Annotated in this window: 16 protein-coding genes; 9 read left to right on the top strand and 7 right to left on the bottom strand. The window is 33.8% G+C overall.

The window, feature by feature from the left end:
• Positions 1 to 109: 109 nt before the first annotated feature.
• Entirely contained in the window at positions 110 to 1,561 is a 1,452-nt protein-coding gene (locus K5V07_RS10165; RefSeq protein WP_221917403.1) for a hypothetical protein, read from the bottom strand.
• A gap of 156 nt (positions 1,562 to 1,717) precedes the next feature.
• Between K5V07_RS10165 and K5V07_RS10160 the strand changes: the two genes are divergently transcribed.
• The 7 genes from K5V07_RS10160 to K5V07_RS10130 all read left to right on the top strand — a co-directional run bounded on the left by K5V07_RS10160 (position 1,718) and on the right by K5V07_RS10130 (position 9,088).
• Entirely contained in the window at positions 1,718 to 3,916 is a 2,199-nt protein-coding gene (locus K5V07_RS10160; protein ID WP_221917401.1) for a radical SAM protein, read from the top strand.
• Positions 3,917 to 4,018: 102 nt separating this feature from the next.
• Positions 4,019 to 4,504, top strand: a complete 486-nt coding sequence (locus K5V07_RS10155; RefSeq protein ID WP_144892798.1) for an acetyl-CoA carboxylase biotin carboxyl carrier protein subunit — start codon at positions 4,019 to 4,021, stop codon at positions 4,502 to 4,504.
• Positions 4,505 to 4,607: 103 nt separating this feature from the next.
• A complete protein-coding gene (gene accC, locus K5V07_RS10150) occupies positions 4,608 to 6,047 on the top strand; it encodes an acetyl-CoA carboxylase biotin carboxylase subunit (protein ID WP_221917399.1) in 1,440 nt (479 codons plus the stop codon).
• 106 nt (positions 6,048 to 6,153) lie between these two features.
• Positions 6,154 to 7,695, top strand: a complete 1,542-nt coding sequence (locus K5V07_RS10145) for an acyl-CoA carboxylase subunit beta (protein ID WP_221917398.1) — start codon at positions 6,154 to 6,156, stop codon at positions 7,693 to 7,695.
• A gap of 99 nt (positions 7,696 to 7,794) precedes the next feature.
• A complete protein-coding gene (locus K5V07_RS10140) occupies positions 7,795 to 8,055 on the top strand; it encodes a hypothetical protein (protein WP_221917396.1) in 261 nt (86 codons plus the stop codon).
• A complete protein-coding gene (locus tag K5V07_RS10135; RefSeq protein ID WP_221917394.1) occupies positions 8,025 to 8,222 on the top strand; it encodes a hypothetical protein in 198 nt (65 codons plus the stop codon). The genes K5V07_RS10140 and K5V07_RS10135 overlap by 31 nt, the downstream gene beginning before the upstream one ends.
• Before the next feature lie 14 nt (positions 8,223 to 8,236).
• Entirely contained in the window at positions 8,237 to 9,088 is an 852-nt protein-coding gene (locus K5V07_RS10130) for an IS3 family transposase (protein WP_221917391.1), read from the top strand.
• Positions 9,089 to 9,607: 519 nt separating this feature from the next.
• On the opposite strand, the gene K5V07_RS10125 is transcribed toward K5V07_RS10130, so the two are convergent.
• On the bottom strand, positions 9,608 to 10,087 hold the full coding sequence (locus tag K5V07_RS10125) for a hypothetical protein (protein WP_221917390.1): 480 nt from the start codon (positions 10,085 to 10,087) through the stop codon (positions 9,608 to 9,610).
• Between the two features lie 784 nt (positions 10,088 to 10,871).
• Here K5V07_RS10125 and K5V07_RS10120 point away from each other — a divergent pair.
• Positions 10,872 to 11,921 carry an outer membrane beta-barrel protein gene (locus K5V07_RS10120; RefSeq protein ID WP_221917389.1) on the top strand — a complete coding sequence of 350 codons (1,050 nt, stop codon included), beginning with the start codon at positions 10,872 to 10,874 and terminating at the stop codon, positions 11,919 to 11,921.
• Between the two features lie 92 nt (positions 11,922 to 12,013).
• Here the strand turns inward: K5V07_RS10120 and K5V07_RS10115 are convergent, their stop codons facing one another.
• From K5V07_RS10115 to K5V07_RS10095, 5 genes are all read right to left on the bottom strand, one after another.
• Complete coding sequence (locus K5V07_RS10115) at positions 12,014 to 12,916, bottom strand: N-acetylmuramoyl-L-alanine amidase (RefSeq protein WP_221917388.1); 903 nt, start codon at positions 12,914 to 12,916, stop codon at positions 12,014 to 12,016.
• Between the two features lie 22 nt (positions 12,917 to 12,938).
• Complete coding sequence (locus K5V07_RS10110; protein ID WP_144892786.1) at positions 12,939 to 13,418, bottom strand: hypothetical protein; 480 nt, start codon at positions 13,416 to 13,418, stop codon at positions 12,939 to 12,941.
• Between the two features lie 26 nt (positions 13,419 to 13,444).
• On the bottom strand, positions 13,445 to 14,758 hold the full coding sequence (rimO, locus tag K5V07_RS10105) for a 30S ribosomal protein S12 methylthiotransferase RimO (protein ID WP_144892784.1): 1,314 nt from the start codon (positions 14,756 to 14,758) through the stop codon (positions 13,445 to 13,447).
• A 273-nt stretch (positions 14,759 to 15,031) separates the two neighbouring features.
• Positions 15,032 to 16,606, bottom strand: a complete 1,575-nt coding sequence (locus K5V07_RS10100; RefSeq protein ID WP_221917386.1) for an OmpP1/FadL family transporter — start codon at positions 16,604 to 16,606, stop codon at positions 15,032 to 15,034.
• 40 nt (positions 16,607 to 16,646) lie between these two features.
• Entirely contained in the window at positions 16,647 to 17,690 is a 1,044-nt protein-coding gene (locus tag K5V07_RS10095) for a hypothetical protein (protein ID WP_221917384.1), read from the bottom strand.
• A 100-nt stretch (positions 17,691 to 17,790) separates the two neighbouring features.
• On the opposite strand from K5V07_RS10095, the gene proS reads away from it, so the two are divergent.
• Positions 17,791 to 19,269 (top strand): proline--tRNA ligase, encoded by a 1,479-nt coding sequence (proS, locus tag K5V07_RS10090; RefSeq protein WP_221917383.1) that lies wholly within the window; start codon positions 17,791 to 17,793, stop codon positions 19,267 to 19,269.
• Positions 19,270 to 19,273 lie beyond the last annotated feature (4 nt).

Below are 19,273 nucleotides of genomic sequence, written 5' to 3'. Positions count from 1 at the left end.
CATACCGTAGTAGCATAATTGAATTTTTCATTGTAAGCTCCAATTGTAGCTATTCCATTAAAGCTTGTAGTTGTTCCTGAACAGAAAATATTATTGTTTGAATCAACGTCTATAGAATAATAGCATCATGTCCGTCATTGCCCCCATAATAAGTCGCCCATATTCTTTGTCCATTTGGAGAAAACTTGGCAAGAAATCCATCCGAACCTTGATTTTGACTAGAAGTTGTGGGAGGTACTGAAGGTTTAAAACTGTTGGCAGTAGCTATATTATTAATACTATGAGTTAAACCTGCAATTAATATATCTTGATTATTATCAATTTTTATACTTGTCGCATCTTCGACAAATTCTCCGCCATAATATGTACCCCATATTCTTTGTCCATTTTGATCAAATTTGATTAACATTACATCATACCATTCGTTATAAGTTGTTTGATGTGATCCTGGTGTAGCAATATTTGTTGTACTTCCTGTGTCTCCCAAAGCATAAAGATTATTATTATTATCAAAATCTATTGCTCTAAATATATCTCTATGATTTCCACCATAATATGTGCCCCAAATTCTTTCGCCATTTTCATTGAATTTTGAGATAAAGGCATCAATATATTCAATAAGACTTGATTGATGACTAATACTAGTTGCTATGTTAGTTGCGCTTGAGGTATGACCGCCTATGTAGACAAACTGATTATTTGTTTTAACAATACCATTAAAAGTGTTTTCTTCTCCTTCACCACCATAATATGTCCCCCATAGCCTAATGGGTACAGGATCAATTACCACAGTTTTGCCAGATATATTTTCAGCACTTTCAAAGCCATAAACATTCTTCTTTATTTTTTTATAACCAACCGCAATCTCTTTTTTAACTTCCCCATCTTCAGTCCAACTGGCAGGTAGGGTTTCCTCCATTTCGCCAAAACGAACGCTCATTTGGATTTTATTGTCAACTAATTCTGTTTCAGCTCCTCTAAACTTTAATTGTATATCTGATATTTTTCCTTTTGGGTGGATTACAAAATTGTACTCTACGGTTTTTGATGTGTCTTTTGGAACCGTGAAAATCACATCAATGTTAGGGTAAATATTTTTATAGGTAATTTGTTGGTATCGATGCACTTTTAAAACACCATTGGGCTTATTGGGAACGTTATAAAAATTATCGTAATCTTTCGATTTTTCTTCTTTTATGAGTTCTACATTAGGATTTGAATTCAGAAAGTCAATGTCTATCCTATGGTAAATGTGTTCTAAAGAATAGTCAGTAATTACTTCTTTATTTTTTTCGGGTTGAAATGATGGATGAATTTTTGCTTTTTGCTTTTCAGTTAATGGATGTTTTTTGGTTTCATAAATATCGTATGAAAAACCATTAGTTTTAATTTGAACATTCAATCCGGATGAGTTTAGAAGATATTTTACTGCATCATTGGGTTTGCCATTTTGGTCTTGAATTTGACCTTTATTCTCTTTAAAACCAATTGTTTTGTTTTTATTTTGAGCAAAAGAAGATGTGATTGTTAAAATAAGTAGTAGGAGTATTTTGTATTTCATTTTTCAAATTTAGCAGGTATAAATGTAGCTAATTATATATGAAAAAAATAATCTATCTTCGAGATTATGTGTTTTTTTTAATCAAAATTTTGGTAATCAATCTTTTTCAAAAAAAACAATTTTTATCCCTTATTTTTGCATCAAAACAATACCGCTTTGAAAACCCAACTCTTCCTCATCACGCCACCCTTTACCCAACTGAATACACCTTATCCAGCAACGGCATATATTAAAGGGTTTCTAAATACCAAAAACATTGAGTCTGTTCAGGCCGATTTAGGGATTGAAGTGATTTTGAAATTATTTTCAAAAGATGGATTACAAAGGTTGTTTGAAGTTGCTAGTTTAAAATTTGGAGTTGAAGAAATCTCAGACAATTCAAAGCGTATCTATGCTTTGCAAGAAGAATATTTTAAAACAATTAATCCTGTTATTGCTTTTTTGCAAGGAAAAAATCCAACATTGGCGCTTCAAATTTGTCAAGAAGATTTTCTGCCAGAGGCTTCTCGATTTACACAGTTAGAAGAACTCGATTGGGCTTTTGGAACAATGGGAACACAAGATAAAGCGAAACATTTAGCCACTTTGTATCTTGAAGATATTTCGGATTTTATTGTGGAATGTGTTGATGCTAATTTTGGTTTCAGCCGCTATGCGGAACGTTTGGGTCGAAGTGCGAGTTCATTTGACGAGCTTTACGAAGCTTTGCAAGGTGAGCCAACTTATATTGACCGAATATTACTTTCGATTTTAAAAGAGCGAATCGAAGCTATTCAGCCTAGTTTATTCCTGATTTCGGTACCGTTTCCAGGAAATTTATACGCTGCTTTCCGATCTGCGCAATGGGTGAAAAATAATTATCCCAACATTAAAATTTCAATGGGCGGCGGTTTTCCCAATACGGAATTACGTTCACTATCGGATGCGCGTGTTTTTGAATTCTTTGATTTTATTACTTTGGATGATGGAGAAATGCCAATTGACGAGTTAATTCATTCCATTGAAAACCCAAATTACAATACTTTCAAACGAACTTTTTTATTAGAAAACAGTAAAGTAGTTTATAAAAATAATTCTGCTAAACCTGATTACAAGCAATCACAAGTAGGCACACCTGATTATTCAGATTTACTTTTGGGTAAATACATTTCGGTTATTGAAATTGTGAATCCCATGCACCGTATGTGGAGTGATGGTCGCTGGAATAAACTCACCATGGCGCACGGATGTTATTGGGGAAAATGTACGTTTTGTGATATTTCGTTAGATTATATCAAAATTTACGAACCTGTTGCTGCTAATTTATTGTGCGATAGAATGGAGGAAATGATAGCCCAAACAGGTGAAACAGGTTTTCATTTCGTTGACGAAGCAGCTCCGCCAGCTTTAATGCGAGCCTTAGCTTTGGAAATCTTGCGCCGAAAATTAGCGGTCACTTGGTGGACTAATATTCGATTTGAAAAGAGTTTTACTGAGGATTTATGTTTGCTACTCAAAGCATCTGGTTGTATAGCGGTATCTGGTGGTCTAGAAGTAGCCTCAGATAGATTGTTAAAATTAATAGACAAAGGCGTAACGGTTGAACAAGTGGCTCGTGTAACCCGAAATTTCACCCAAGCCGGTGTTATGGTACACGCCTATTTAATGTATGGATATCCCACTCAAACTATTCAGGAAACTATTGATAGCCTTGAAATGGTGCGTCAATTATTTGAAGTAGGTATTTTGCAATCGGGGTTTTGGCATCAGTTTGCCATGACAGCACACAGTCCTGTAGGTTTGTATCCAGAACAATTTGGAGTTAAAAAAAACACAGAAAGCATAGGGACATTTGCTAACAATGATATTGATTATACCGATGCTACTGGAATAAATCACGACAAGTTTAGTTTTGGACTTAAAAAATCACTTTATAATTACATGCACGGAATTTGTTTTGAATACGATCTTCAGGATTGGTTTGAATTTAAGATTCCAAAAACAAAAATTCAATCTGATTTTATTGTTAACGCTATTGAAGATGAAGAAACTTTCAATATAAAACCCACTGCCAAAATTGTTTGGCTAGGAGGAAAGCCGTTAGTGGATCATTTTACTAAAACTAAGAAAGGAAATTCATGGGAAATGGCTACACTTACTTTTCATGATAAAAAAGAGCCTTTTAGTATTCTTACCAATAAAAACGAGGGTGAATGGTTGGTGAAAACTTTGGAAAAAATATCCGTTTTCAATGTTAAAAATTATACTTTTCAGGAATTAAAAGCAGATTTTGAACTAAGTCTGGAAGATTTTGAATTGTTTTGGTACTCAAAGCCTATTAAAACATTAAGAGAATATAAGTTGTTAGTACTTTAAGTTTTTTTTAATAAACTATATCTAATTAGCATAAAACTTTTATTTTTCGATTACGAAAACGTTTTCTTTTACTTATTTTTACAACACTAAAATAAGAAGCAAATGAGTATTGATTATAAAGTTACTGTAAACGACACTTTTCATTTTGATTTGGATAGCGAGCGTGTTGCACAAGTTGATGCTGTAAGTATCGAAAAAAATAATTTTCATATTCTTCATGAAAATGTAGCCTTTAAAGCAGAAATTCTATCTGCTGATTTTCATCAAAAAAAATATACCGTAAAGGTAAATAGCAACACCTATACTGTTGCAATTTCTAGCCCGCTGGATAGTTTGATAAAAGAAATGGGTTTTGAAACAGGACTTTCAAAACAAGTAAATTTTATCAAGGCGCCTATGCCTGGTTTGATTTTAGAAATCAATGTAGTTGTAGGGCAAACAGTGAAAGAAAATGATAATTTGATTATTCTAGGTGCCATGAAAATGGAAAATAGCTTTCTTTCACCGCGCGAAGGTGTTATTAAGAGCATTTCTGTACAAACAGGTGATGCTGTAGATAAAGGTCAGTTATTAATTGAATTTGAATAATAAAATAGGCTAGTTCGCAAATTAAAATTAGAGTGTTGAACAATTCAATGCAATACATTTTAAGAGAGTAAAATTTGCGAATCAGCGGTTTAAAAGATATAAAATGAAAAAAATCTTAGTTGCTAATAGAGGTGAAATTGCTATTCGAGTAATGAAAACCGCCCAAAAGATGGGTATTAAAACAGTGGCGGTTTTTTCTACAGTTGATAGAAATGCGCCACATGTTAAATTTGCTGACGAAGCGGTTTGTATAGGAGAAGCACCTTCAAGTGAGTCGTATTTGCTTGGAAATAAAATTATTGAAGTTGCTAAAAGCTTAAATGTAGATGCTATTCATCCTGGCTATGGATTTTTAAGTGAAAATGCTGATTTTGCCGAAGAGTGCGAAAAAAACAACATAATTTTTATTGGTCCAAAGTCTAGAGCCATTAAAATTATGGGAAGTAAACTAGCAGCTAAAGAGGCTGTAAAGCAATATAACATTCCTATGGTTCCTGGTTTTGATGAAGCTATTACCGATGTTGAAAAAGCAAAGTTGATAGCAAAGGAAGTTGGTTTTCCAATTCTAATTAAAGCATCTGCTGGAGGTGGAGGAAAAGGTATGCGTGTGGTAGAAAGTGAAGCTGATTTTGAATCGCAAATGGATCGCGCTATCAGTGAAGCAATTGCCGCTTTTGGTGACGGATCTGTGTTTATTGAGAAATACGTGGGTTCTCCTAGACATATTGAAATTCAAATAATGGCTGACAGTCATGGTAATGTGTTGTATTTGTTTGAAAGAGAATGTAGTGTTCAACGCCGCCATCAAAAAGTAATTGAAGAGGCTCCTTCCTCAGTTTTAAGTCCTGAATTGCGACAAAAAATGGGTGAAGCTGCCGTATTAGTCGCAAAGTCTTGTGATTATCTAGGTGCGGGTACAGTTGAATTTTTATTGGATGAAAATAACAATTTTTATTTTCTCGAAATGAACACTCGTTTGCAAGTGGAACACCCTGTGACCGAGATTATAACGGGAACTGATCTTGTAGAATTACAAATAAGAGTTGCCAGAGGCGAAGCATTAGCCATGAAACAAGAAGATCTTAAAATCAAGGGTCATGCCGTAGAATTGCGTGTGTATGCCGAAGACCCTATGAATGATTTTTTACCTAGTGTGGGACATTTGGAGGTATATCAATTGCCTGTTGGCAAAGGTGTTCGTGTGGATAATGGTTTTGAACAGGGTATGGATATTCCTATTTATTACGATCCAATGTTGGCTAAATTAATTGCTTTTGGTGAAACTCGTGAAGAGGCAATTCAAATTATGATCAAGGCTATTGAAAACTATCATGTTGAGGGTGTTCAAACGACCTTAGCTTTCGGAAAATTTGTTTTTGAACATGAGGCTTTTCGTTCTGGGAATTTTGATACTCATTTCGTTAAGAAATATTACAATGCTGAAGTTTTGAAACAACAAATGGAACAAGAAGCTGAAATTGCTGCTATGGTAGCTCTAAAGCACTATTTTGAAGACCAGAAAATCATACGCTTGTTGAATTAAACTATTATTTATCCATTATTGAAAAATAGCTTAGTCAAGCCTTTTTTTAAGGAAACTCAATTATTTTGGGGTCTTTAATAAAATTAGCGCTTAAAAAAAGAAAAACATGAAAGACAAAATAAATATATTAAACAAAAAAATTGCCGAAGCTCATTTGGGTGGAGGTAAAAATAGAATTACAAAACAACATTCTAATAAAAAACTTACGGCAAGAGAGAGAATCGAGTATTTGTTGGATGAAAATTCTTTTGAAGAGATTGGGATGTTAGTGACACACCGTACCACTGATTTCGGAATGGAAAAAGAACAGTATTATGGAGATGGAGTTATTACAGGGTACGGAACTATAAATGCACGTTTGGTATACATTTTTGCTCAAGATTTTACGGTTTTTGGAGGTTCATTGTCTGAAACTCATGCCGAAAAAATATGCAAAGTAATGGATATGGCTGTTAAAATGGGTGCGCCTATGATAGGTCTAAATGATTCAGGAGGTGCGCGTATACAAGAAGGAGTGAGATCATTAGGTGGATATGCCGATATTTTTTATAGAAACGTACAAGCCAGTGGTGTAATTCCTCAAATATCGGCTATTATGGGCCCTTGCGCAGGAGGAGCGGTATACTCGCCTGCCATGACCGACTTTACGATGATGGTTGAAGATACCAGTTACATGTTTGTTACAGGTCCTAATGTGGTTAAAACAGTGACAAATGAAACGGTAACTTCAGAGGAATTGGGTGGTGCAAGTTCACATTCAACTAAATCTGGTGTGGCTCATATTACATCAACAAATGATGTGGTGTGTTTAGATGATTTAAAACAATTATTAAGCTATTTTCCGCAGTGTAACAAAGAAAAAGCAGCTGATTTGCCATATACACTTAATGACGAATATCGAGATAAATTGACCTCAATACTTCCTGATAATCCTAATAAACCGTATGATATGCACTCGGTTATAAGTGAAATCATTGATGAAGATTCCTTTTTTGAGATTCATAAAAATTATGCCGAAAATATAATTGTAGGATTTGCTAGATTAGCGGGTCGCAGTATAGGAATTATTGCAAATCAACCTATGGTTCTTGCAGGATGTCTGGATGTGAATAGTTCTAAAAAAGCAGCGCGTTTTACTCGTTTTTGTGATGCTTTTAATATTCCGCTTTTAGTACTTGTAGATGTGCCTGGATTTTTACCAGGAACTGATCAAGAGTGGAACGGAATTATAGTTCATGGTGCAAAATTACTATATGCATTAAGTGAAGCTACGGTTCCAAAAGTTACTGTTATAACCAGAAAAGCTTATGGAGGTGCTTATGATGTGATGAACTCTAAGCACATAGGTGCAGATATGAATTTTGCTTGGCCAACTGCCGAAATTGCTGTTATGGGAGCAAAAGGAGCTTCGGAAATTATTTTCAAAAAGGAAATCAATGAAGCTGATGATCAAGAAGCTAAACTGTTAGAAAAAGAAGCAGAATACGCTGATTTATTTGCAAATCCATACACAGCAGCACAACGAGGTTTTATTGACGAAGTGATTCTACCGCAAGATACCAGACGAAAGTTGATAAAATCATATAGCATGCTAGAAAACAAGGTAAGTGTTACGCCAGTACGAAAACACGGGAATATTCCTTTGTAATTTTCAATAAATTAAAAAAGTATTAACCACCAGAAATGGTGGTTTTTTTATTTATTAAAGTGTCCCGTCCTGAAATAGCGATACACAAAAACAATCGTTATGGAAGAATACACGAATTATGTAAAGCGCACCCAGCGAGATTACAGCATGTCCTTAAAACTTCAAATCGTTAGAGAAGTTGAGCAAGGTAGTTCATCAATTACCCAAATTAGAAAACAATATGGCATTCAAAGCCATGCTACAGTTCTGGGCTGGTTACGAAAATTTGGTAACTTTGATTGGGAAAACCAACCCCCTTTGAATATGGCAAAGTCACCCGAACAAAAATTATGGAACTTGAAGTCCAAGTCAAGCTATTAGAAAAACAAAAGGCTCTTTTAGAACGACAAGCTTACGTTGCAGATAAAAAAGCAATCTTGTTTGACATGATGATTGATTTAGCTGAGAAAGAATATCATATAGATATCCGAAAAAACTCTGCACCCGAACAATCGCCCGCTTTAGAGCAAAAGAACAAAAAACAGTAGCGTTTACTTGTTATTTGTTCGGGATAGACAGACAGGTTTATTATCGAAAGACTAGAAGAATAGCATCCAAACAAAACAAAGCCAAAGAAGTGATTTTGATGGTGAATAATATCAGGAAGACAATGCCTAGAATAGGTACTCGAAAACTATATTATCTTTTGTTTGATAAACTTCAATTAATGAAAATTGGAAGAGATAAGTTCTTTGATATACTCAGAGCCAATCATTTATTGATACATCCTAAACGAAGTTATCATGTAACGACTAACTCACATCATCGATTTAATAAACATCAAAATCGAATTCTAGATTTAGAAATTAACAGACCAGAGCAAGTTTGGGTCTCTGATATAACCTATATAGGAAAAAGAGATAATCCTTGCTATTTAAGCTTAGTCACAGATGCTTATTCTAAAAAGATTATGGGATATTATGTTGCCGATAACATGAACACAGAAAGCAGTTTGAAGGCTTTTAAAATGGCTCTTAAACACAGAAACAACAAAAACTTACCATTGATACATCATTCAGACAGAGGGATTCAATATTGTGCTAATGACTACCAAATGCAACTTAATAAAAATAAAATTCTATGCAGTATGACACAAAACTCTGACCCTTATGAAAATGCAGTGGCAGAAAGGATCAATGGTATTTTAAAACAGGAATTTAGGATTGACAAATACAATCAAAAAGCAGAAATCATGCAAAAAATTGTAAAAGAAGCTATTGATATCTATAATGAAATCAGACCTCATTATTCTAATTACATGCTTACTCCAAATCAGATGCATCACCAAAACAAAATTAAAATGAGAACCTATAAAACAAAAAACAGTAGCAAACCAGAGCTTGCTACTGTCTAAAATTGTACTTTTATTTTTTATTAATCCTGTATCACTTTTTCAGGACTAGACAAAGGCATTTAGATAAAAAAGTACTTCGTTTTACTTGTACCAAATCATTTTATGAACTGAAAAAGATTTTTAAATCAATCAATCGTTTTCTCAAGGAATTATAGAGTAAACTTTTTGGGCTTTATCTTGAGCGATTAAAATGGGTAATCATTAGGTTACCTAAATATTAGTAAATAGAAATGCTGTGGTTTATCAGCATCAATTTTGATATCATATAGCTTTAAAGTTAAAATTGGTATAAAAATTTAGAGTGGGGAAATATTTAAAACTCATTATTTAACATGCTATTTGAAGGTGTAAAAAATATCTTGTAATAGAAAGTAATTTAAAAAAATTACACTACCTGAATTTATGAATAGTAAGTCAATTGTCGTTGAATAGTGTTTTTCTTTTTAAAAAAATCAGGACACCTAATATTCAAAATGTAAATTTGCTCTAGATTGTTTGTTTAATTCTTGGTGTTGTGAATCAATATGAAAACATTTTTGCTTTTAGATTTTTTGAGTCATACGAAATCATAACTATAAACGGATAACCTTTTGCAGCAGCGTGCTGTTTTAATCTTTTAACAGCTTTATCTTTATAATCTTGATTTGTTTCTCCTTTAGTTTTGCCTAAGAAACTGCTTGTAAATCCAATTTCTTTAAGTCCTTCTGTCTGGTTTGGTTCTAATAATACAACCTTGTTGTAATCTTCTTTGCTACTAAGGATGATTTTGTTTGAAATCATTTTTACATCAGAATTTGATTTTTCTTTAATCTGTGCTATTGCAAATTTACTCATGCTTTTTTCTTCTTGATTTCCTTGACTGTTGAAAAAAACTTGATTGTTAGCAACTTTAATAAAATTTATATCTATTTTTTTACCATCTTGTTTTATGAGTTCATGAGTTTGGGCCTGAATAATCATACTCAAAAATAGCGTTAATAGGATAAATATGTTTTTCATTGATATAATTTTTTGTAATTATTAAAGGGGAAAAATGATAGTACTGTTCTAATTTTTTTAAAATATTTTAATAAAATATCAAGTTTAATAATGTACTCGGAGATTTTAAAATCTTGAATGTCAAGTAAAATGAATTCTCTAATAATTTGATTTTTACGATTTTATTTACTTTTTCAATGATGCCTCTATGGATTACTTCAAGTAATAATAGATGCAGTTTTTCAATAATTGAAAGCGCCTACAACAAGTTGAAAAATAGACTTCTTTGTTTTTTTTATTATATAAAGTTAATAAAAAGGATATGAAATTATTTTAAAATTTTCTTAAAAAATTGCTTCTTTAGATTTAAGCTCAGTAAATGTTTAAATAACTTTGCTTTTTATTTTAAAAAACACAAAGCCCTATTTTTTATAGGGGTTTGTGTTTTATATTGCTTTTAAATTATTTAATTTTTGATTTTTTTATTTTAAATAGTATTTTATTAAATAAAATAGGGGGTATTATTGTTTTTTATAATTATTAAAAAAATAGAATAATCTATTTTAAATACCAATAAACTATTTAAACAGTAGGATATTTCGATATTCATAATTCTTTCATTTTCAGTCTATAAATATTGTCAATTATGATTTGAGTTTGATAAAAGTTAATAAATTCGTCCATGAAAATGAGATAATTACCGTGAAATTAGCGCTGAATATCCTATTATAAAGGTCTTTATTGTAATTGGTATGAAGCCTAAAATGATGAGTAAAATTCGAATATTAACTAAAACCAACCAAACATGAAAAAACAAATTGCTACAATTGCCTTATTAGTTACCATGAGTAATGCCTTTGCTCAAGAATCAACAGCTGTACCTGCAACAACTTTTGCTGGATCTGCAGATGCATATTATAAATATGACTTTTCTGGTGTTGATAATAGTCTTACTAGTTTTACAAATTCTCACAACTCTTTTGAACTAGGTATGGCTTCTATTGAAGCGAGTCATAAGATGGGAAAAGCTTCTGTTTTTGTAGATTTAGGTTTTGGTAATAGAGCTTCTCAGTTTACATACAATGATGAGGCAACTACATTTATGATCAAACAATTAAATTTCACCTATGAATTCACAGATAAATTTAAAGTAATTGCAGGTAGTTTTGGAACCCATATCGGATATGAGTTGTTAGATGCTGTTGATAATAAAAACTATAGTATGTCGTATGCTTTTACCTATGGGCCTTTTTTTAATACTGGAATAAAAGCGCAATATACAACAGGAAAATTTAGTTTCATGGCAGGAATCACAAATCCAACAGATTTTAAGACTGCTCTTGAAGCTGGTTCATCTCAAAAAACTTTCATTGGTCAACTCTCTTATTTAGGAGATACAGGAAGTTTGTATTTGAATGCTACCTCAGGAAGCAGCAATCCGTCTTCTGATGAAAACAAAACACAATTTGATGTTGTGGCTACTAAAAAATTAAGTGACACTTTTTCTTTAGGTTTTAATGGAACTTATGCTTTAACTAACAACGATATCGATTCTAATTTAGATGGGAAATGGTTTTCTGTTCTGGGGTATGCTACAGTAGTACTCAAAGATAATTTAAGTTTAGCTTATAGAATAGAATATCTTGGTGCCAAAGATGCAACGCCTGGTCTAGGTTCTCTTGCTGGAACTAGTGTATTGGGTAATACGTTATCATTAAATTTTAAATCAGGAAATTTAACAGTAATTCCGGAAATTCGTTTTGATAAAGCTTCCGAAGATATTTTTACAAATAGTGATGCAGCACCAAAAGGATTGACGGCATTTGCATTACTTGCTACTACGTATTCCTTTTAATTTTTTTTTTTTTTTTTTTTTTTTTTTTCTGCCAATATCGTCAAGGTATTGGCAGTTCTTTTTGGTAAACACAAGAATAAATACTTTGTGTCTTATTGCTTCTTGTAAATAGAGTAAATCGTGTTTTTAGTCAGCTCATCTATAATTCCGTTGACCTCATTTTGCATGAAATGAAGTTTAAAAGCGGTAACGGCTGCTGCTAAATTTTTAGTATCATAACCTATAATTCTCAGTCCTTGCTCAGCATTGAAATCAGCAGGTGCGGTGACTAAAAATTCGTCAGGCCAAACTCCAAAACCATTTTCGGCTAAAATTTTCCAAGGGAAAAAAATACTAGGATCTTTTTTTCTAGTAGGAGCTATATCTGCGTGACCTATTATATTTTGTACGGGAATGTTATGATCTTTTTTTAATTTGGTTAAGAGGGCAAGTAAGCTATTAATTTGTACTTCAGTAAAAACTTCGGATCCATTGTTATCCAATTCAATTCCGATAGAGCTTGAATTTATATCTGTGTTTTTACCCCATGATCCATTACCGGCATGCCAAGCTCTTAAATAATCATTAAGCATTTGTACTACTTTACCATCTTCGCCTATAACATAATGTGAACTAACTTGAGTTTCTGTTTTTGTAAAGGTTCGTATAGTTTGTTGAATAGAATCTTGAGCAGTGTGATGAATAATGATAAAATTAGGTTTTCTTAAGTTAAAATTCACAGTACCTATCCATTCTGTACTTAGGCCATTTTGTAATGGTGTAGGTCCCATTTTAAAAAGGGTATCTTTGTAAGTGTGTAATTGTTTTGTGTAAAGAGTGTCAATATTAAGGGTTACATGAGCAATCACAGGTAAGGTTTGTGGATCTTTATTCGCTATGGTTCCTTCTAGTGTTTTTAGCTTAGAATCGTAAATTTTTTCACTTTTTTTATATGGATTGGTACCACATGAAACAGCTAGTGCAGCTATAAAAAAGCAGTAAAAAAAGTTTTTCATAATTTGGCTCAATTGTTTTATTTTAAGATTGTTCTTTAGACTTTTTCTTCTCTTTTTTCTTAGGATTCTTTGCTTCCTCGTTTAGGAGTATAAATTTTTCTTTCTGCTCTTTATTAAGTAACTCCATGATTTTTTTATCTGTAGTTTCAGAGAGGGCTTTAATATTGTTTACTTTGTCCTCATGACTTACTTCGGCCTTGATAAGCATCCCTTGAGATCTAATACTTTCTGTTAGGATATTTGATATTGCAATTACTTGTAACTCATCAAGATTCAGTTCAGGCTTTAAACGTTCTATGACCTTTCCTACGGTAACTTCTACTGGAATTTCTTTAGGCTTTTCTTGACCTCTGTTTTGATCCATGCTAGTATTCATCCTGCGGTTGTTGCCATATCCATTATTACCGTAACCATTGTTGCCATAACCGTTGTTGTTAAACTGAGCATGTGTTATCTTAGGCAAGAGTACAAGAAACATTACAAACAATATTGAAAATTTCATAATAGTGTATTTATAATAAAAATCTTTTAAACAGGTTCACCGTATAAATCAAATTCTGTTGCATCAATAATCTTAATCATGACAAACTCCCCAGTTTTCACATAATGTTTAGAGGCATCTATTAATACTTCATTATCAACATCAGGACTATCAAATTCTGTACGCCCTACAAAGTGTGCACCTTCTTTTCTGTCAATAATACAACGGTATGTTTTTCCAATTTTTTCTTGATTTAAATCCCAAGAAATTTGCGACTGTAATTCCATTATTTCATTGGCACGATCTTGTTTTACCGTATCTGGAACATCATCTTCCAGTAAATAGGCGTGTGTGTTTTCCTCATGTGAGTAAGCAAAGCATCCCATTCTGTCAAATTTCATTTCTTGAACAAACTCTTTCAAAATATTAAAATCTTCTTGAGTTTCTCCAGGGTATCCTACAATTAAAGTGGTGCGAATCGCTATTCCAGGAACGGCTTCTCTAAAATCTTTTAATAATTTTGTAGTTTTTTGTTGGGTAGTCCCACGACGCATAGATTTTAAAACAGAATCTGCAATGTGTTGCAAAGGAATATCGATGTAATTACAAATTTTTGGTTCGCGTTTCATAATCTCAAGAACATCCATAGGAAAACCTGTAGGGAATGCATAGTGCAAACGGATCCATTCTATGCCCTCAACTTTTACTAAAGCTTCAAGTAATTCTCCAAGTGCTCTTTTTTTGTACAAGTCTAAACCATAGTAGGTAAGGTCTTGCGCTATCAATATCAGCTCCTTAACGCCATCTTTAGCTAAACCTTCCGCTTCTTTTACTAATTTTTCTATAGTTTGCGAGACATTTTTTCCTCGCATAAGTGGTATTGCACAAAAACTACAAGGTCTGTCACATCCTTCAGAAATTTTTAAATAAGCATAGTTTTTAGGTGTTGTTGTTAATCGCTCACCCAATAATTCGTGCTTATAATCAGCGCCAAGTGCTTTTAACAGCTGAGGTAGTTCAGTAGTTCCGAAAAACTGATCCACATTAGGGATTTCTTTTTCTAAATCAGGTCTGTAACGTTCAGATAAGCATCCAGTTACAAATACTTTGTCTACTAGTCCTCTTTCTTTTTTATCAGCGTATTCCAGAATCATGTTTACTGATTCTGCTTTGGCATTGTCAATAAAACCACATGTATTAATTACAATAATATTTCCTTCCTCAGCCTCAGGCGCCTCATGAGTTACCTCTTTTCCATTTGCGCGAAGCTGACCCATAAGGACCTCACTATCATATACATTTTTTGAACACCCAAGGGTGATAACATTTATTTTATTCTTTTTTAAAGACTTCGTTCTCATAGTGGTAGCATCCCGATAATTTGGGAATTTTGCAAAATTACAATTTTTTATTCAAACTGAACTTTTTTCGAAGCCTTTTCAGATTATTAGGAGCTATTTCCTGCTCTTCGCACAAATAAAGTTCGCAGAACTCTTATGAAAATTGGTGCTAGGTGAAGTAATCTCCCGAAAAAAAAACGGGAGGATTTCTCCCGACGCTTCGGGATTATCAGGTTTAAAAAAAATCCGTCTTGTTTGAATAACGAGACGGATTTTAAGGTTTAATCATGTAATTTACAATTCAAATAATAATGTTAACGACACATTGTTATTGTTATTAGCTATTCTTGCACCATCTGTAAATCCTTGGTTAAAAAAACCTTGTTGGGTATTTCTAGTAGCATTGGCATAAGCCAAATCTAGTTTTGTAGATCCAAAATTATAGCCTAAACCTGCAGAATAGCCAGTTAAATCACCCATGATTTCCGTGTTCTTGTATGGGCTTTGTTCGAATCTGTATCCAGCTCTTAGGCTCAAGGCTTTAATTTTGTATTCACCACCTACACGAATTTCACCTGTGTTATCTAGTGTGTTACTGATTGTATTGTTAAGACCCATAAAATAGGCGTCATTTTTGGGTTTAAATGCAGTTGATCCATAATTTTTCATTGCATAATCAACGCTGATTAAGCCTTTTTTACCAAATACATAAGCTAAGCTAAGGGTAGTTTTGCTCGGTGTTTGCAATTTGTATGGCTCATAAACATTAATTACATCTGGACTTACAACATCAGCTGGTAAAGTTTCGGTACTGTTTCTGCTAATGGCTACTACACTTTGTGATAACTCATCAGTTAATCTATACCAAGTAGAAGATTCGTGTGCTAAACCCAAACGCAATTCGTTAGTAAGCTTTGCGATAGCACCCAACTGAAATGAAAATCCAGTTCCATAGGTGTTCAAATCGTTGTTAAATTGAATTTGATTCACTTTAAAATTATTTGTAGTTGCTGCATCGTTTCTTTCTGAAAAGCGAGACGATCTAACGTAATCTGTAAAATGAGAATTCAAGTTTAAACCAAAATAAAACTTATCTTTATATGAAGTTGCAATATTAAAAGATAATTTACCGTTATATCCTGTATTGAAAACTGCGTTTTGTTGAAAATAATTTGCAGCAGGAACATTAGATGAGTAAGGTGAATTTGCATTATTTTCATCAATGGCATCAATTATAAAAGCTTGATACCCTAAGAAAGCTTGTTGTGCATCATATCCACTTAATCCAGGAAACTGGTTGTTAGGAAGGTTGTTTCCTAAAAAAGAATACAAATCACTGATAGATTCACCTGGTTCTCTATTTACAAATTGCTGTGGTACAGGAGCTCCATTGTTTCCTCTATTGGCATAAAACAAAAAATAATCAGCTACAGTATTGTTAGTGTTGGTACCAGAGGAAAACAAGTCATTATTAAAATTGTTTGCGTTTTCATAATTTACAGCAATAGCAATTTTAGACCAATTTGAAGTAGCGTTATTTTCAAAAACAAATACTGCTCCAGCTTGATTTAAATCGATGGAATTATTTTTGGTGCTGTTTGTACTTCCAAAATAATTTGAATTGTTTTTGTTGCTAAAGTTTGTTAAGGTAAGACCCATTTGATTGTTAGCAAATATAGCAGAACCTGCCGGATTTACATTTATTGAAGATAAGTCACCACCCAATGCCCCAAATGCACCACTCATAGCTCTAAATCTTGCAGTTCCGTTTAAATTGTCCTGTGAATAGCGCACTGCATCAGATACTTCTTGTGCTTGCAATGCATTTACAGTGAGTCCAATAGCCAATAGCCAAATATATTTTTTCATACGATTTTAAATAATGTTTGTAGTTCAAAATTAGTGATAATTATCCTCTTCCGCCTCTTCCGCCACCTCCAGATGATCTTCCGCCACCACCACCGCCGTAGCTACCTCCGCTTCTAGAAGAACTAGAACTAGAACTAGAGCTTGGAGTGTATGATCTTGAGTTTGATTCTCCTCTTGATGGGGTATAAGTACGAGATGGTGTACTGCTTTCTGTACGAGTTGAACCAGATCCTCTTCGGTTTGAATTGTAGGTCGCACTTTCTTGTGTTTGATTTCTAGAAAAAACAGGACTAGTTCTACTCATTCTACTAGCTGAGCCTCTTCCATAATATGTACCATTTGAATTGGAATAATTAGAATCTGTTCTTCTTGAGCTTACATTGGTGCCACTTCTAGTATAGCTTGACGTTCCTCTATTTGAGTTTGAGGTATTAGCATAACTAGATCCTCTTCTGCTTGAATTGTAACTGTAATTTCTAGGGTTATAATGTTGTACATATCCCCAATTGTTTCCATACCAATTGTTCCAACCATAACCGATGTTTCCGCCCCATCCAAACCCGGTATTCCAACCCCAACCTGGATAGCCACCCCAACCGATGCCAGTATTCCATCCCCAACCAGGATAACCACCCCATCCAAAACCGGTGTTCCAACCCATGTTATTCCAGCCCCAACCCGGGTAGCCACCCCATCCATAGCCAGTGTTCCAGCCCCAATTATTTCGACCCCAGCTGTTATCATAAATATTTATGCTTACGCTTTGCGGATTGCTTCCCCAGCCAGCGTAGTCAGTATAATTTTGTATAGAGTCATTATCAACATTATAATTATCAATGTCAGTTAAAATCTCTACGGGTTCATTGTTGTTTTGTAAGGAATTGAAATAACTAGCATAGGGACTTGTGCTAGTCTCATTTGGCTGCGAGTATCTTGGTGTACGGCTAGTAGTTCCGCCATAAATACCATCAGAATCGTAATAAGAGCTATTTTGATAGGTGCCACATGAACTAAAAAGAATGCTTATGAATCCAAATAAGTAAAGTAATATTGGTTTCTTGGTGGGTAAGGTATAAGTTTTCATATATATGGAGTTTTTATTGTTGCACATTACAAAAATAGTTAGTTTTGCGGAACTATTTATCAAAATTTATTAATGCAATATTTGTGCCAAACTATTCAGTATGAGTAAGAACATAACTACAAGATCAGAAGATTATTCAAAATGGTATAATGAATTGGTTGTCAAGGCCGATCTAGCCGAAAATTCAGGAGTGAGAGGTTGTATGGTTATTAAGCCTTACGGTTATGCAATTTGGGAAAAAATGCAAGCTGAGTTGGATAAAATGTTTAAAGAAACAGGGCATCAAAATGCTTATTTTCCGCTTTTTGTTCCCAAAAGTATGTTTGAAGCTGAAGAGAAAAATGCAGAAGGCTTTGCAAAAGAGTGCGCAATTGTAACACATTATAGATTAAAAAACGATCCAGATAAACCAGGTAAATTAATGGTTGATCCAAATGCTAAACTAGAAGAGGAACTTATTGTGCGCCCTACTAGTGAAGCGATTATTTGGTCTACTTACAAAGGTTGGGTTCAATCCTATAGAGATTTACCATTATTGATAAACCAATGGGCCAATGTGGTACGTTGGGAAATGAGAACCCGTTTGTTTTTACGCACCGCTGAGTTTTTATGGCAAGAAGGACATACCGCTCATGCTACAAGAGCCGAGGCGGTTGAAGAATCTGAAAAAATGATGAACGTGTATGCTGATTTTGCAGAACGATTCATGGCTATACCTGTTATAAAAGGTTTGAAGACAGAAACGGAGCGTTTTGCTGGTGCAGAAGAAACATATTGTATTGAAGCATTAATGCAAGATGGAAAAGCCTTGCAAGCAGGGACTTCGCACTTTTTAGGGCAAAATTTTGCAAAAGCTTTTGATGTTAAATTTGCAAATGCAGAAGGTAAGCAAGAATACGTTTGGGGTACCTCTTGGGGGGTTTCAACACGATTAATGGGTGCACTTGTAATGACGCATTCTGATGATCAAGGTTTGGTTTTGCCTCCTAGCTTAGCGCCAATACAAGTAGTTATTGTACCTATATATAAATCAGACGAACAATTAGCAGCGATTTCTGCAGAGGTGAACGTGCTTATTGCAAGTTTGCGTAAATTGAACGTTTCGGTTAAATTTGATGATCGAACAACTCAAAAACCAGGATTTAAGTTCGCAGAGTGGGAGTTAAAAGGAGTTCCTGTTCGAATTGCGGTTGGACCTAAAGACCTAGAAAATGGAACTTTTGAAATAGCCCGTAGAGATACTTTGTCAAAAGAAATTGTGACAAAAGACGGTATTGAAAACTACATTACTTCATTACTAGAGCAAATACAAAATGATTTGTTTGCAAAAGCACTAGAATATAGAAACACGCACGTTACCGAAGTGAATAGTTTTGAGGAGTTTAAAGAAGTCCTAGAAAATAAAGGAGGTTTTGTCTCTGCGCATTGGGATGGTACAGCAGAAACTGAGGAAAAAATTAAAGACCTTACAAAAGCTACCATAAGATGTATACCTTTAAATAGAGTAGAAGAGGCTGGTAATTGCGTATTTACAGGTTCTCCATCAGCAGGGCGTGTACTGTTTGCAAAGGCCTATTAAAAAA

This window comes from Flavobacterium sp. CHNK8 (genome assembly GCF_019774515.1).
Lineage (GTDB): Bacteria > Bacteroidota > Bacteroidia > Flavobacteriales > Flavobacteriaceae > Flavobacterium > Flavobacterium tiangeerense.
Note: the sequence above shows the minus strand (reverse complement) of the source record. Positions and strands in the feature narration are given on the sequence as shown.

Coding starts and splice junctions, on each gene's coding strand:
- K5V07_RS10165 (WP_221917403.1), bottom strand. CDS start 1,561: ATGAAATACAAAATACTCCTACTACTTATTTTAACAATCACATCTTCT.
- K5V07_RS10155 (WP_144892798.1), top strand. CDS start 4,019: ATGAGTATTGATTATAAAGTTACTGTAAACGACACTTTTCATTTTGAT.
- accC (WP_221917399.1), top strand. CDS start 4,608: ATGAAAAAAATCTTAGTTGCTAATAGAGGTGAAATTGCTATTCGAGTA.
- K5V07_RS10145 (WP_221917398.1), top strand. CDS start 6,154: ATGAAAGACAAAATAAATATATTAAACAAAAAAATTGCCGAAGCTCAT.
- K5V07_RS10140 (WP_221917396.1), top strand. CDS start 7,795: ATGGAAGAATACACGAATTATGTAAAGCGCACCCAGCGAGATTACAGC.
- K5V07_RS10135 (WP_221917394.1), top strand. CDS start 8,025: ATGGAACTTGAAGTCCAAGTCAAGCTATTAGAAAAACAAAAGGCTCTT.
- K5V07_RS10125 (WP_221917390.1), bottom strand. CDS start 10,087: ATGAAAAACATATTTATCCTATTAACGCTATTTTTGAGTATGATTATT.
- K5V07_RS10120 (WP_221917389.1), top strand. CDS start 10,872: ATGAAAAAACAAATTGCTACAATTGCCTTATTAGTTACCATGAGTAAT.
- K5V07_RS10115 (WP_221917388.1), bottom strand. CDS start 12,916: ATGAAAAACTTTTTTTACTGCTTTTTTATAGCTGCACTAGCTGTTTCA.
- K5V07_RS10110 (WP_144892786.1), bottom strand. CDS start 13,418: ATGAAATTTTCAATATTGTTTGTAATGTTTCTTGTACTCTTGCCTAAG.
- rimO (WP_144892784.1), bottom strand. CDS start 14,758: ATGAGAACGAAGTCTTTAAAAAAGAATAAAATAAATGTTATCACCCTT.
- K5V07_RS10100 (WP_221917386.1), bottom strand. CDS start 16,606: ATGAAAAAATATATTTGGCTATTGGCTATTGGACTCACTGTAAATGCA.
- K5V07_RS10095 (WP_221917384.1), bottom strand. CDS start 17,690: ATGAAAACTTATACCTTACCCACCAAGAAACCAATATTACTTTACTTA.
- proS (WP_221917383.1), top strand. CDS start 17,791: ATGAGTAAGAACATAACTACAAGATCAGAAGATTATTCAAAATGGTAT.